This window comes from Bacillus sp. EE-W1 (assembly GCF_009760835.1).
GTDB lineage: Bacteria > Bacillota > Bacilli > Bacillales > Bacillaceae_G > Bacillus_A > Bacillus_A wiedmannii.
In genome coordinates this window covers 1-13,847 of record NZ_WIPE01000021.1, presented here as the reverse complement: position 1 = coordinate 13,847, position 13,847 = coordinate 1, and the positions used below count along the sequence as shown (strand labels likewise).

Sequence of the window (13,847 nt, the reverse complement as noted above, 5' to 3'; positions counted from 1 at the left end):
GTGAGGGCTGATAATCAGTGGGGGATGAAGCCCCCCACTGATTAAAGTTTCACTTTATCTAGACGTTTCATACGTCTAGATTCACTTTGGTTTATTGGCGCATGCCTTTAAATATATCTTTTATTTTGAAAGGAGAAATGACTATGAGCTCCAAAAAATTCACACTGCTATTACTATCTCTACTACTCTTCTTACCTCTTTTTCTCACAAACTTTATTACTCCAAATGTTGCATTAGCAGACTCACCAAAGCAAGGTCAAAAAATTGTTGGGTATTTTCCTTCATGGGGCATTTACGGACGTAATTATCAAGTTGCAGACATTGATGCATCAAAGCTAACTCATTTAAACTATGCTTTCGCTGATATTTGCTGGAATGGAAAACATGGAAACCCTTCTACTCACCCCGATAATCCAAATAAACAAACGTGGAACTGTAAAGAGTCTGGTGTACCACTGCAAAATAAAGAGGTTCCTAATGGCACTCTCGTACTCGGTGAACCATGGGCTGATGTCACAAAATCTTATCCGGGATCAGGTACAACTTGGGAAGATTGTGATAAATACGCCCGTTGTGGAAATTTCGGAGAACTGAAACGATTAAAAGCTAAGTATCCTCACTTAAAAACAATTATTTCAGTTGGTGGCTGGACTTGGTCTAACCGCTTTTCTGATATGGCAGCTGATGAAAAAACAAGAAAAGTATTCGCTGAATCTACAGTAGCTTTTCTTCGTGAATATGGATTTGATGGCGTTGATTTAGATTGGGAATATCCGGGCGTTGAAACGATTCCTGGTGGTAGTTATCGTCCTGAAGATAAGCAAAACTTCACCCTACTCCTTCAAGATGTTCGAAATGCATTAACGAAAGCTACTGCAGAAGATGGGAAACAATATTTACTAACAATCGCATCAGGTGCAAGCCAACGTTATGCGGATCATACAGAGCTAAAGCAGATCTCTCAAATACTTGATTGGATTAATATTATGACATATGATTTCCACGGTGGATGGGAAGCTACTTCTAACCATAATGCAGCACTATACAAAGATCCAAATGACCCAGCAGCGGATACAAAATTTTATGTAGATGGTGCGATAGACATTTATACAAATGAAGGGGTTCCAGCGGATAAACTCGTATTAGGTGTACCTTTTTACGGACGTGGATGGAAAAGTTGCGGAAAAGAAAATAATGGGCAATACCAACCTTGTAAACCAGGTAGTGACGGAAAGCTCGCTTCTAAAGGTACTTGGGATGATTATTCTACCGGTGACACAGGTGTGTACGATTATGGTGATTTAGCAGCTAATTATGTTAATAAAAATGGTTTTGTTCGCCACTGGAACGATGTAGCGAAAGTACCTTATTTATATAATCCGACTACAGGCACGTTTATTAGCTATGATGACAACGAATCTATGAAATATAAAACAGACTATATAAAGACAAAGGGTCTAAGTGGCGCAATGTTTTGGGAACTAAGCGGGGATTGCCGTACAAGTCCAAAATATAGTTGCAGTGGACCAAAATTGCTTGATACGTTAGTAAAAGAATTACTTGGTGGACCTATTACTCAAAAAGATACTGAGCCCCCAACAAACGTAAAAAATATTGCTGTTACAAATAAAAATTCAAACTCCGTTCAATTAAACTGGACTGCATCTACTGATAACGTAGGAGTTACGGAATATGAAATTACTGCCGGAGAAGAGAAATGGAGTACAACAACAAATAGCATTACAATCAAAAACTTAAAATCTAATACCGAATACACATTTTCAATAATTGCAAAAGATGCTGCCGGGAATAAATCACAGCCTACTTCTATCATTGTAAAAACAGATGATACTGATACAACACCTCCTGGTGGAAATGGTAATGCTACCTTTTCAGTCACTTCAAATTGGGGAAGTGGTTACAACTTCTCGATTGTAATTAAAAATAGTGGAACGACCCCTATTAAAAACTGGAAATTAGAATTTGATTATAACGGCAATTTAACACAAGTTTGGGATTCTAAAATTAGTAGTAAAATAAATAATCATTACGTAATTACGAATGCAGGATGGAATGGTGAAATTCCTCCTGGTGGATCCGTTACAATCGGAGGGGCAGGAACAGGCACTCCCGCCGAACTTGTAAATGCATCCATTAGCGAAAACTAAGCGTAACCTCCATTAATTATTTCACTAAAGTTTGAATTTAGGTTTGAGTGCTCTATCCTAAATTCAAACTTTTAATGTTATGAAAAATGAAAAATCACAAATTATAATTACAATAACCTATTATAATTATATTTGGTTTATAATATGAAGTTCGTGTGAAGTTCATCTGAATTTTACATGAATTTCCTTTAAGTTCTATTGTCTTCCCATACTAATCACATTATCCTTTACATATAGGATTTCATTCCATTTCAAACTATCTATATATACAAAGAAAGATAGTCGCCTATTAGGGAAAGGCATCTAAATATAAACATAACATAAGAAAAAGCACGCTTATAAGCGCACCATAAGAGTGCTTCTTCATACAATTCTCATGTAAGAGTTCTCGAAAATCATGTTAATCATAAAGAAAAGGCATTAGCTTATACAAGCTAATGCCTTTTCTTTATTCATATCGTTCAGCATCCCATTCTTCTATATTCCATACTTTTGTTATCCATGCTTCATAGAAAGAAGGCTCATGTGAGACAAGTAAAACTGTTCCTTTATATTGTTGTAACGCTTCCTGCAAAGACTTCTTTGTTTCTATATCCAAATGATTAGTCGGTTCATCTAAAATTAAAACATTGCTTTTCGTTACGATAAGTTCACATAAACGTACTTTCGTTTGTTCCCCGCCGCTTAATAAACGAATAGGTTTTAATACATGTTCTTCTTTCAATCCACACTTTGCTAATGCTTGGCGTACTTCTTTCTTTGTCATATCTGGTCGTTCTGCCCAAACTTTTTCTAATGGTGTTGTTTCTGAAGCAAACTCTTCCTGCGCAAAATAAGCAGGATTTACTCGTTCTCCAATAGAAATTGAACCGCTTAGCGGCTTTATTTGACCTAATAACGTTTTTAACATTGTCGTTTTTCCAATCCCATTATGACCAACAATCGCTATCTTTTCTCCTTTTTTTACTTGCAAATTCAATTCTGGACATAACGGAGAACTATATCCTATCCTTAGTTTTTCAGCCTGTAATATGCGACTAACTGGCTCCTCATAAACATTGAAATCAAAACGGGATCGAGGTACATGATTAACCTTTTCAATCCTTTGCATTTTCTCCAATACTTTCTCTCGACTTTTGGCCTGTTTCGCTTTTCGAATTTTATTTTTTTGAATAAATGTTTCTAACTGAGCAATTTCTTTTTGCTGTTTCGCATGCGCCGATTGTAATTGTTTCCTTTGCAATTGATAACTTTGCACAAATTTTTCATAATTTCCTACGTACCGCTTCACTTTCCGTTCTTCTAGATGATAAATAACATTCGTAATACTGTTCAAAAATACTTCGTCATGTGAAATGATCACATAAGCTTTTTCATACAGTCTCAAATACGATTGCAACCATTCTATATGGGCTGTATCTAAATAATTTGTTGGCTCATCTAGCAATAAAACATCAGCTTTTTCTAAAAGGAGCTTCCCAAGTAATAACTTTGTTCGCTGTCCTCCACTTAACTTTGAAACATCCTTTTTCAACCCTATTTCAAATAAACCTAAACCGATTGCTACTTCTTCAATTTCTGTATGAATTTGATAGAAATTAGAGCTTTCCAATATAGTTTGTAATTCTCCATACTTTACTAACAGTTTTTCTACTTCTCCTGCTCCATTCATTTCTTCAGCAATTTTTAACATTTCGCATTCAATCCTATACAAATTAGAAAATGCACTTTGTAAGTATCCTTCAATTGTTATCCCCTCTTGTAAATCCATATGCTGCTGTAAAAAACCTATCTTCACATGTGGAAACCATTCAATGTTTCCGTCATCATGTATAAGTTCTCCTGTTAAAATCCTTAACAAGGTTGATTTTCCAATTCCATTTTTCCCAACTAACCCAACATGCTCGCCCTTTAATAGTCGAAAACACGCATTATATAAAATGGTTTTCTCACCATATGAATGACTTAAATTTTCTACTGTTAATATACTCATTTTTTTCTCTCCTCTACTTATGGTTCATAAGCTAAATAGAGAGCACAGTAAAAATCCTTATTTAATTGTGCATATAAAAAATGGGTAAGGTGAATACACCTTACCCATTACATATTATCGTAAAAAAGGATTAAGGTTCTTTACCTGCTGTCTTCAATTTAGCTTAATCGTTAAAAATGGGCAGACTTCTCCCGTATCAAGCTAAAACCATTTGAAGAACAGTTGATAAAGTCATTTTATCCTTTCACTCCTTTAACATTTGTTATATTAAGAGTATAAACTACTCTGTTATATTCTATTCTCTATTTTTTCTTTTGTTCCTTCTCCGTTTTTTCATTTTCTGCGTAAATTTCTTTATACATCTTTTCTAATGCATATGGACTTGTAAAGATGAGCGTTAACGATTTCCAAATATAAATTCTTCTTTGTAATTCTATTCCGTACTCTTTACTAACCATATTTTTCACTTCTGGAATATGCTCTTCGTTTTGAAATTGTTGTACAGACTTCAATTCATTCGTTTTAAAATCTGTTAAAAATCCTATTACAGATCGTCCATGTTCCTGTGACCTTTCTTCTAAATCAAACTGAATTGAATGAACAAAACCTAAAACGTGAAAGATTTGAGCATGTAACCCGACAACAGCACGCTGTTCCATTAAGTTGTAGCACTCTCTTTTTAACTCTTCTACCATTTCTAAAGAATTTCTATTAACTGTTCTTTTGCTGACAAACATAATTTTTAAAATATGAGCGACTGCCCCCATACTTTTTAATATACTCTCTAAAACTTCTACCGCGTCTTCCACATAACCATTTGAAATTATAGAATGAATAAATTCATCTAATACCACTTGAAACTTTTTAATTAAATGTAAATCGCGTAATTCTGGAACATCTTCTCTCAATTGATTCCGGCCTTGAACCCACTTTAAAACTTCTGTCATTTCTTCTTCTTTTAATTCATGATGTTCCATACCATACTTCATTAATAAAATATGATTTTTTAATAAGGACTTTCCTTCTTCAAGATTATCCGGCGTTAATGAATCAACTATTTGCTCTATAGATTTCATCTTTCTCCCCCTATATAAAAAAGCCTCTTAACAGTAATTATACTAAAAACTGTTAAGAGGCTTTTTCTATTTTTTCATATAAGGAGCTAATACTCTCAGAATTTCTTCCTTATCCTTCTTTAACTCAAGTGATGTTAACATATCCATCGTTCTTGGTCTAGGTAATTTCACTTGTACCTCTCCAACTATTGATGCTGGTCTTTGAGATAAAATAAATACGCGATCCGAAAGTAAGATTGCCTCATCTAAGTCATGTGTAACCATAACGATTGTTTGCTTCTCTTGGTGCCAAGAGTTTAAAAGCCAGCTATGTACTTCCATTTTTGTAAAGGCATCTAATTTTCCAAAAGGCTCATCAAGTAGCATAATTGGCTTTTCACATAAATATGTGCGCAAAAAACTAATTCTTTGACGCATACCACCAGACAATTCATCTGGATAATGGTCTGCATATTCATCTAGTTCAAATTGCTTTAATGCTTCCATTCCCTCTGTCAGCCTTTGTTTTTTCGGTTTCCCTTCGATTTCCAATGGAAGAACTATATTTTGCAAAGCTGATCGCCAAGGTAGTAATAAATCCTGCTGCGGCATATAACTTACAACATCTTGCTCTTGTACGTGCGTATCCTTATACGTTACATTTCCACTTGTTGGTTTTTCAACATTTGCAATCATATTTAATAATGTGCTTTTCCCGCAACCACTCGGTCCTACAAAGGAAACGAACTCTCCCTCTCGTATAGAAGCACTAATATTTGCTAATACATTCTTTCCATCAAAAGCTTTTACAATCTCTTTTATTTGTAATCCACTCATTTTCCACTTGGAAGGAACTCATTTGTAAAGGCATCTTTCACATCAATTTTCTTCTTAATAACTTTGTTATCATATAAGAAATTCATGTAATTCGTCCAAACTTCTTCCTTCTGTACTCCCCACGTTTTTGCATCATCTTGATATTTCGTACTTAACCATTTTTGACTTTCTTGTACTAATTCTTTATTCACATCTGGAACTGCTTTAATTAAAATATCAGCAGCTTCTTTCGGTTCTTTAATTGCAAAATTATAACCTTCTGTCGTTGCACTCATAAACTTTTTCACAAAGTCTTTATCTTGCTTCGTATGTTTTTCACTCGTAATAATAACAGGACTATAGAAATCAAGCGCTGGGTCTAAGTCTTTCACCATAATCGTATTTAACTCTTTTCCTTGGCGCTTCGCTTCAATTCCATCCCATCCGTAATATATCCATTCAAAGTCTGCATCACGACCGATTGATTTAAAGAAATCTGTTTGTCCTAAGATGATTTTTTCAACTTTATTAAAATCAGCTTGATGCTTCTCCATGATTGTCTTCAACGTCGCTTCTTCTGCTGGTCCTCCCCAGCCGCCGTAACGTTTACCTTCAAAATCTTTTGGTGACGTCATATTATCTTTTTTAAGTGATGCAAAAGCTGAAGTATTATGTTGGATGATTGCTCCTACAGATACAACAGGAATACCTTCCACACGAGCCAACGTTACATTTTCTTGTGCGCTTATTGCGAAGTCAGCTTTTCCGGAAGCTATCATTTGCTCCGCTGTCACATTATCACCTGGCTGAATAATCTCTACATCTAATCCTTGCTTTTTATAATAATCTTTCGTTTGCGCTACATATAGGCCAGTATGATTCGTATTCGGAAACCAATCTAATACTACTTTTACTTTTTGATCTTTACTTGCACTTTCTTCTTTCTTCGCCGGATTACATCCAGCTACACCTACTGCTAATAAGGCAGCCAACATAACTTTTAAACCTTTTTTCATTTTCTGCCGTCCTTTCTATATATCCATGGTGCTGTTATTCTTGCCATAAACTCCACGATAAAATACAGACATAATGTCACCATAACAATAATTGCCGCCACACCAAATACTCGGGCTGTTAGAAAGGATTTTGTAGCTCTTGTAAGCATAACTCCTAACCCTTCGCTTGCACCGAGCCATTCCCCAATAATTGCTCCCATTACGCTATATGTAACTGCAATTTTTAAACCTGAGAAAAAGTATGGCAGCACTGCTGGAAACTTTACTTTCTGGTAAACTTGCCATTTCGTTGCCTTCATCGTTTGCAACAACTTCAACATATTTTTATCTACCGTTTGAAAACCTTCTAAAATGCTGAGCGCAATCGGGAAGAAACAAACGAGTATTACTACCATTACTTTCGGTAGCATTCCATATCCAAACCAAATAATAAATAACGGTGCAAGTACAACGATTGGAATCGTTTGCGAAATAACAAGCAACGGATTTATTAAAATACGAAATAAAGGGATAACATCCATAATAATTGCAATACTTGTCCCAATTAAAATCGCAAAAAACAGTCCGATTAGAACCTCTTGTAACGTTTGCATCGTATTCGGTAATAGTAAATCTTTCATTCCAATTAATTCTTGAACAATGGCAGAAGGCTTCGGTAAAATCCACGGTTCAATTTTAAATAATAAAACAGATCCTTCCCATATCGCTATGAGAAGGATAAGCCAAATTGTTGTAATTATTTTAGATTGCTTCTGGTTTTGCATATTCATCACGGTACTTCCAAACCTTTTCATCTATCGTTACACCAGTGCTTGGACGATAATGGATTTTAATAGAAGTAATCACTTCTTCTGCTCCAGCATCCACACAAGCTTGTTGCGCACGTTTAATGATATCAAGAAGTACATCTAATTCTCCTTCCAGCGTTGTTTCCATTGCCCCTACTTCATAACGAACTCCCGATTGTTGTACAACTTCAATTGCTTTATCAACAACAGAATACACATCTTTGTTCTTCGCTTGTGGTACTACTGAAAATGAAATTGTAACTTGTTGTGACATAGTAAAATCCCCCTTATAAAATGAAATATTAAAACAAGAAAAGGCTTTCCTACTGCGTAGGAAAGCCTTGTATGCAAGTTATTATAGAATAACATATGCTACATCACTTTAAGTAACTCCCTACGCTGGCATTATCCAGATCAGGTTGAGGGTCGATGTTTGTTTACATCCTCTCAGCCAATTGGCTCCCCGGTCCTTAATTCGTTTTCATTGTAGCATGATTTATTTTATTGAACAAACAAAAGCACGTATAATCATTTCATTTAACTTTTGAATTCCCCTATTAACTCTTGTAACTCCTGTGAAAGCCAGCTTAAAGAACTAGCTAATTCAGCAATATCTTGTACAGACATTTCCTGTTCTTTCATACTTTCTTCAATATTATTACTACTATTTGCATACTTATTTGCAATAAGTGATAGTTCATTTACAACACGAACAATATTTTGGCTATTTTGCAATATATCACTTGAATTGCTAGAAACAACTCTAACTTGATTTGTAACAGATTGTGCTGATTTTGAAATTTTTTCAAAGAAAGCACCACTACTTTGAAAAAGTTTAATTCCGGATTCTACTTCTTTTGAAGCTTTTTGTATTGAAACAACAGCTTCTTCCGTTTCAACTTGTGTTTCCCCTATTAATTTCGCTATATCTTTTGCTGATGCTTCCGTCTGCTCTGCTAATTTACGCACTTCATCAGCAACAACGGCAAATCCCTTTCCAGTTGCCTCAGCACGTGAAGCTTCAATAGAAGCATTTAAAGCTAGCGAATTCGTTTGATTTGAAATACCTGTAATTACATTTACAATATCACTAATTTCTTTTGATCTTGTTTCCAAAGAATGAATGATAGAAGATAAATCTTGTACTGCATTTTGTATTATTTTCATTTGATTAATCGTCTGTTCAATAACACCATTTCCTTTTACTGAATGATGCGTCGTACCTTCAGACTCTTTCGCCATTTGTTTTGCAATATTAGTTATCTCTTCCATCCTATCTTCCATTTCATATACAATACCTAAATACTTTGGTACTGAAGTTTCTTGTGATTGAACGCCAGCCCTTAACTCAACTATAGAACTTACGATTCCTTGGACTGCCATACTATTCTCTTTCGTACTCACTGACAATTCTTGCGAAGATGAGGAAACCTGTTCTGCTGTCTGCTTCACTTTATCTATAATTCCTTTAAACTTCTCAATGGTATTATTAAAATACGCATTAATAATACCAATATCATCTGGTCTTTCCTCTAATTTAATACTTAAATCACCTTCACCGACTCTGCGCAATCCTTCACGTAAATCCCGCAATGGAGCAAGTGCGTTACGCACAATTAAGAATTGAATAAAAGTTGCAATTAAAACAGAAATACAAATAAACATTAAACCTTGTATAATGAACTTTTCTTTTGTACTAGGAACAATAGAAGCATCTACATCAGCTGCAACAAGTGCCACAATATTACCTTCTCCATCTTTAATTGGCTCTAATATCGTTACCCATGTTCCTAATGCGTCTTCATATACTTCTGTCATGTTTGCTTTTTTTGTGCTCATTACTTTATCATATGCTTTCATCCAAAGGTCTGGTTGTTTATAATATTCTCCCGGCCTTACTTCAACAACATTTGCTAAACCTGTAGATAAATCAATGATTTGTAGCTCACCTTTTTCATTTTTTTTCGCTCCAACAATATAGGTTTGTCCAACACTGTTCAATTCTTCCGTTGATTCATCTAATTTCTCTGTTAACTTCTCTCTCTTTTCTCTTTCTGCTGTTGGGTCTTTTGCAACATCTCTCAATATTTCTGCGTCTAATTTATGTAATACCGTATCTCCTGTTTCAAAAGAATGCCTTTCAAATATAGACATCATGCTATTTTGAAACATGTTAAAACTTAACGCTCCCATAGTACCGACAAGCGTCAAAATAACTAACACAGTTAACAATACATTTTTTTGAAGAAATGATAGTTTATGCCAATATCTTCTCATTAACATCACCTTTCTTAATTAACTTACTATAAAGTAACGCTATTAAAATATACACCTTATTAATAAACGATAACGGCTCTCATTTGTTTATAAACAAAAAAAAGACCAATGAAAAGAGCATTGGTCAAGACCAACCCTATCCGTCCGGTAACTGGCTAGCATAGCCTTTCGACCTTAGCTCCTGTAGTTTTGCGTCCTAATGTTTCCATCAGTTTGCCTTTCTCGCTGAACGAGTTGAACGATATGGGAGTTCTATGAGAATTAAATTATTCTCTATCAAAGATTACAACATAAGAATTAAAATGTCTACCTATTTAGAGATGCAAATGTAAAGTTTCAAGGTATTATTTTTTCGAAATAATTTAACAAAGTTCGTGAATGTTACATTTCTTGTGTTATATAATAAAAAATGTATATAACACAAGGATTATTTTGGGTATTTGTTTTAATTTTCGTTCAAATTAAATTATTCAAATATATCTTAACTAATGAATTCCGGAGGTAGTTTATCATGTTTTGGCTACAATTTCTTACGTTACTACTCTGCATTTTTATTGGCGCACGCCTAGGCGGAGTTGGTCTAGGAGTAATGGGTGGCGTTGGTATGGCAATACTTGTTTTTGTCTTCCACTTACAACCTACAGCTCCTCCTATTGATGTAATGCTTATGATTTTAGCAGTAATTACAGCTGCCGGTGCACTGCAAGCTGCTGGAGGAATGGACTACCTTGTTCATCTAGCTGAGAAAGCATTGCGAAAAAATCCAAAGCGCATTACATTCTTTGCTCCAATTGTTACTTATTTATTTACACTGTGCGCAGGAACTGGTCACGTTGCTTATTCTGTACTTCCTGTTATCGCAGAAGTCTCTCGCGAATCTGGGATTAGACCGGAACGACCAATGTCAATTGCCGTAATCGCTTCCCAACAAGCAATTACAGCTAGCCCTATATCAGCTGCAACAGTTGCACTTTTAGCAATGCTAGCTGACTATAAAATCACCTTATTAGATATTTTAAAAGTAAGTATTCCTTCTACCTTCATCGCTTGTATGGTAGCTGCATTTGTTGCTAGCAAAATGGGGAAAGAATTAAATGAAGACCCTGAATACTTGAAACGTTTAAAAGAAGGAATGATTCCTAAAATTGAAGAGAAGAAAGAATTTGTTGGTTTAAAAGGCGCTAAACTATCCGTTATCCTTTTCTTAGTAGGAACTTTCCTTGTCGTACTTCTCGGTTCATTTGAAGCACTTCGTCCAGGATGGATGGTTGACGGGAAGTTAATTCGTCTTTCCATGCCAAACACAATTGAAATGGTTATGTTAACTATCGCAGCTCTTATTATTATTTTCTGCAAACCAAATGTAGAAAGCATCGTGTCTGGTAACGTCTTTAAAGCGGGGGCAACAGCTGTTGTTGCTATTTTCGGTATCGCTTGGATGGGAGATACTTTCTTTAACGGAAACTTAAATATGATTCAAGGATCAATTCAGCACCTAGTAACAAGTGCACCATGGCTATTTGCCATCGCATTATTCATTCTATCTATTTTACTATATAGCCAAGCAGCAACAGTACGTGCTTTAATGCCTCTTGGATTATCACTCGGTATTCCACCAGCACTACTAATCGCAATGTTCCCTGCAGTAAATGGATATTTCTTCATTCCAAACTATGGAACAATCGTTGCTGCCATTAACTTCGATCGCACTGGTACAACAGGTATTGGTAAATATGTTTTAAATCATAGCTTTATGATTCCAGGCCTAATCGCAACATTCACCTCTATCGGAATTGGAATGCTCCTAATATCAATTATGTTTTAAAGAAAAAGCACAAACCGACAATTTTAAAGGGTTTGTGCTTTTTTAATCAAACGTTTGTTTAAATATTTTTAACTGTCCATTATGTTCTTTTCTATTTTTGTGAAGTTCCGTTTTCCTACAAACCCCTATTTACTTCCTCAACTAGCTTCTTCGTACTTTCATACGGAGATTCAGCTAAACTAATCGCGGAAATAACAGAAACACCGTCCGCACCGGCTTCTATAACCCCGGCGGTATTTTCAATTGTAATGCCACCAATCCCAACGATCGGTATTGTAATTTCTTGTTCTCTAAAATGAGCTAAACCTTTCGTTCCTTGAACTGCTTTCGTATCTTTTTTTGTACTCGTTGGGAAAATAGGGCCAACACCTAAATAATCAGCTCCGTTTTCAATTGCCCAGCGTGCTTCTTCAATTGTATGTGTAGATACACCAACAATTTTATCACCCATTTTTTCACGAACAGAAGTAATTCCTTCATCATCTTGGCCGACATGCACGCCATCTGCATCTAACTCCATAGCTAGTTCCACATCATCATTTACGATGAATGGTACACCGTACTCTTTACAGACTGCTTGTAGTTCTTTCGCGAAACAAATACGTTTCTCTCCCGTTAAAGCCCCTTCCCCCTTTTCACGAAATTGAAAAATTGTTATACCGCCTTCAAGTGCATCTCTCAATACTTGTAGTGGCTCCTTCGCACAATTGTTACTTCCCATAATAAAATATACTGATAATAATCTAGACATTTCAGCCTTTGTAATACAGGGCATCTAGTTCCCCTCCTTACTATATAAGCTCAATCTTCCCATACTTCTCAATATCACCCGAAGTGGTATTCGCTAACTGATTTAAAAATTCAATTTGGAAACTACCAGGTCCCTTTTCCACTGTCTTAGCAGCTGCCAGTTCCGCAGCTACACCATAAAACGTTAATGCCGCTACTGCTGCCTTTACATAATCCTTTTCTACTGCTACAAATGCTCCTATTACAGAAGTTAGTAAACAACCAGTTCCCGTAACTTTCGTTAAAATAGGGTGACCATTTCGAATAAGGATCGTTCGTTCTCCATCTGTAACAACATCTTCTTTTCCAGTAATCACCGCTACTGTATTTAATTCATCCGCTGCCTGCCTTGCAATACTTACGACATTGCCATTTCCAACACCAGCGTCTACCCCTTTAATTTCCCATCTCTCATTAATAACGTTCGCTATCTCAGCTGCATTTCCGCGGATAATCGCTAAATCAATTTCAGCCGGAATATGTCTCGCAACTTCTGTTCGATACGATGTTGCTCCTGCACCAACTGGATCAAATAGTACTGGTACATTATTCACATTTGCTGATTTACCAGCAAGTAACATCGCTTCTACCTCTTCAGGACGAAGTGTACCCATATTTAAAACAAGGGCTCCCGCAATGCTAGCCATTTCTGCTACTTCTTCTTTTGCATACGCCATTACAGGTGATGCTCCTAATGCTAACAAACCGTTTGCTGTAAAATTTGTTACAACAACATTTGTAATATTATGCACGAGTGGATTAGACTCTCTCACCAAATCCACTACTTTACTAATTTCTTTCATATTCATCCTTTTCATCTCCTAACTATAGTGATGGGAGATACACAAAAAGGCACTTTGCGCGTACGCAAAGTGCCTGAACATGTGCTTTTACACTCTCCCTACGCTGGCATTATCCAACAGGTTCAAATGGTCAATGACGGATTAGTCATACTCTCAGTTTGCATCCACAAACTCCCATGCGTTTATTATTCATCTACTTCAAAGTCTACTCTTATTCTAGTAAAATAACAAGTTCTTTACTTTTCTATTTCATATAGAAGCAACTGATAAAACAATACGCATAATAAAGTGAAACTTTAATCAGTGGGGGCTTTGTT

General features: G+C 35.8%; 11 protein-coding genes and 3 riboswitches. Of the genes, 2 read left to right on the top strand and 9 right to left on the bottom strand.

The window, feature by feature from the left end; all coding sequences use genetic code 11:
- Nucleotides 1-143: 143 nt before the first annotated feature.
- Nucleotides 144-2,168 (top strand): glycosyl hydrolase family 18 protein, encoded by a 2,025-nt coding sequence (locus GFJ36_RS01820; RefSeq protein ID WP_097889297.1) that lies wholly within the window; start codon nt 144-146, stop codon nt 2,166-2,168.
- Between the two features lie 448 nt (nt 2,169-2,616).
- Here the strand turns inward: GFJ36_RS01820 and GFJ36_RS01815 are convergent, their stop codons facing one another.
- The 7 genes from GFJ36_RS01815 to GFJ36_RS01785 form a co-directional block, all read right to left on the bottom strand.
- Nucleotides 2,617-4,161 carry an ABC-F family ATP-binding cassette domain-containing protein gene (locus GFJ36_RS01815; RefSeq protein ID WP_060486909.1) on the bottom strand — a complete coding sequence of 515 codons (1,545 nt, stop codon included), beginning with the start codon at nt 4,159-4,161 and terminating at the stop codon, nt 2,617-2,619.
- Between the two features lie 302 nt (nt 4,162-4,463).
- On the bottom strand, nt 4,464-5,237 hold the full coding sequence (locus GFJ36_RS01810; RefSeq protein ID WP_097889296.1) for a hypothetical protein: 774 nt from the start codon (nt 5,235-5,237) through the stop codon (nt 4,464-4,466).
- Nucleotides 5,238-5,303: 66 nt separating this feature from the next.
- The gene (locus GFJ36_RS01805) at nt 5,304-6,053 is read right to left on the bottom strand and encodes an ABC transporter ATP-binding protein (protein ID WP_060486908.1); all 750 of its coding nucleotides are present in this window, start codon (nt 6,051-6,053) and stop codon (nt 5,304-5,306) included.
- Nucleotides 6,050-7,048: an ABC transporter substrate-binding protein gene (locus tag GFJ36_RS01800; RefSeq protein ID WP_097889295.1), complete on the bottom strand. Its 999-nt coding sequence runs from the start codon at nt 7,046-7,048 to the stop codon at nt 6,050-6,052. The genes GFJ36_RS01805 and GFJ36_RS01800 overlap by 4 nt, the downstream gene beginning before the upstream one ends.
- Nucleotides 7,045-7,818, bottom strand: coding sequence for an ABC transporter permease (locus GFJ36_RS01795; protein ID WP_141542814.1), 774 nt, complete (start codon nt 7,816-7,818; stop codon nt 7,045-7,047). The genes GFJ36_RS01800 and GFJ36_RS01795 overlap by 4 nt, the downstream gene beginning before the upstream one ends.
- Entirely contained in the window at nt 7,790-8,110 is a 321-nt protein-coding gene (locus GFJ36_RS01790; protein ID WP_000082897.1) for an MTH1187 family thiamine-binding protein, read from the bottom strand. The genes GFJ36_RS01795 and GFJ36_RS01790 overlap by 29 nt, the downstream gene beginning before the upstream one ends.
- A gap of 100 nt (nt 8,111-8,210) precedes the next feature.
- Nucleotides 8,211-8,312: riboswitch (TPP riboswitch) on the bottom strand.
- 61 nt (nt 8,313-8,373) lie between these two features.
- Nucleotides 8,374-10,113 carry a methyl-accepting chemotaxis protein gene (locus tag GFJ36_RS01785; RefSeq protein ID WP_097889293.1) on the bottom strand — a complete coding sequence of 580 codons (1,740 nt, stop codon included), beginning with the start codon at nt 10,111-10,113 and terminating at the stop codon, nt 8,374-8,376.
- Nucleotides 10,114-10,256: 143 nt separating this feature from the next.
- Nucleotides 10,257-10,341: riboswitch (cyclic di-GMP riboswitch) on the bottom strand.
- 283 nt (nt 10,342-10,624) lie between these two features.
- Here GFJ36_RS01785 and GFJ36_RS01780 point away from each other — a divergent pair.
- Nucleotides 10,625-11,938, top strand: a complete 1,314-nt coding sequence (locus GFJ36_RS01780) for an anaerobic C4-dicarboxylate transporter family protein (protein ID WP_000498712.1) — start codon at nt 10,625-10,627, stop codon at nt 11,936-11,938.
- A gap of 115 nt (nt 11,939-12,053) precedes the next feature.
- Here GFJ36_RS01780 and thiE read toward each other — a convergent pair whose 3' ends face one another.
- Entirely contained in the window at nt 12,054-12,713 is a 660-nt protein-coding gene (gene thiE, locus GFJ36_RS01775; protein WP_097889292.1) for a thiamine phosphate synthase, read from the bottom strand.
- Nucleotides 12,714-12,729: 16 nt separating this feature from the next.
- On the bottom strand, nt 12,730-13,545 hold the full coding sequence (gene thiM / locus GFJ36_RS01770; RefSeq protein WP_097858171.1) for a hydroxyethylthiazole kinase: 816 nt from the start codon (nt 13,543-13,545) through the stop codon (nt 12,730-12,732).
- Between the two features lie 63 nt (nt 13,546-13,608).
- A riboswitch (TPP riboswitch) is annotated at nt 13,609-13,718 on the bottom strand.
- Nucleotides 13,719-13,847: the final 129 nt, after the last annotated feature.

What these genes read in the sequence shown, in the direction of transcription:
- GFJ36_RS01820 (WP_097889297.1), top strand. Translation starts at nt 144, where the DNA reads ATGAGCTCCAAAAAATTCACACTGCTATTACTATCTCTACTACTCTTC.
- GFJ36_RS01815 (WP_060486909.1), bottom strand. Translation starts at nt 4,161, where the DNA reads ATGAGTATATTAACAGTAGAAAATTTAAGTCATTCATATGGTGAGAAA.
- GFJ36_RS01810 (WP_097889296.1), bottom strand. Translation starts at nt 5,237, where the DNA reads ATGAAATCTATAGAGCAAATAGTTGATTCATTAACGCCGGATAATCTT.
- GFJ36_RS01805 (WP_060486908.1), bottom strand. Translation starts at nt 6,053, where the DNA reads ATGAGTGGATTACAAATAAAAGAGATTGTAAAAGCTTTTGATGGAAAG.
- GFJ36_RS01800 (WP_097889295.1), bottom strand. Translation starts at nt 7,048, where the DNA reads ATGAAAAAAGGTTTAAAAGTTATGTTGGCTGCCTTATTAGCAGTAGGT.
- GFJ36_RS01795 (WP_141542814.1), bottom strand. Translation starts at nt 7,818, where the DNA reads ATGAATATGCAAAACCAGAAGCAATCTAAAATAATTACAACAATTTGG.
- GFJ36_RS01790 (WP_000082897.1), bottom strand. Translation starts at nt 8,110, where the DNA reads ATGTCACAACAAGTTACAATTTCATTTTCAGTAGTACCACAAGCGAAG.
- GFJ36_RS01785 (WP_097889293.1), bottom strand. Translation starts at nt 10,113, where the DNA reads ATGAGAAGATATTGGCATAAACTATCATTTCTTCAAAAAAATGTATTG.
- GFJ36_RS01780 (WP_000498712.1), top strand. Translation starts at nt 10,625, where the DNA reads ATGTTTTGGCTACAATTTCTTACGTTACTACTCTGCATTTTTATTGGC.
- thiE (WP_097889292.1), bottom strand. Translation starts at nt 12,713, where the DNA reads ATGCCCTGTATTACAAAGGCTGAAATGTCTAGATTATTATCAGTATAT.
- thiM (WP_097858171.1), bottom strand. Translation starts at nt 13,545, where the DNA reads ATGAAAAGGATGAATATGAAAGAAATTAGTAAAGTAGTGGATTTGGTG.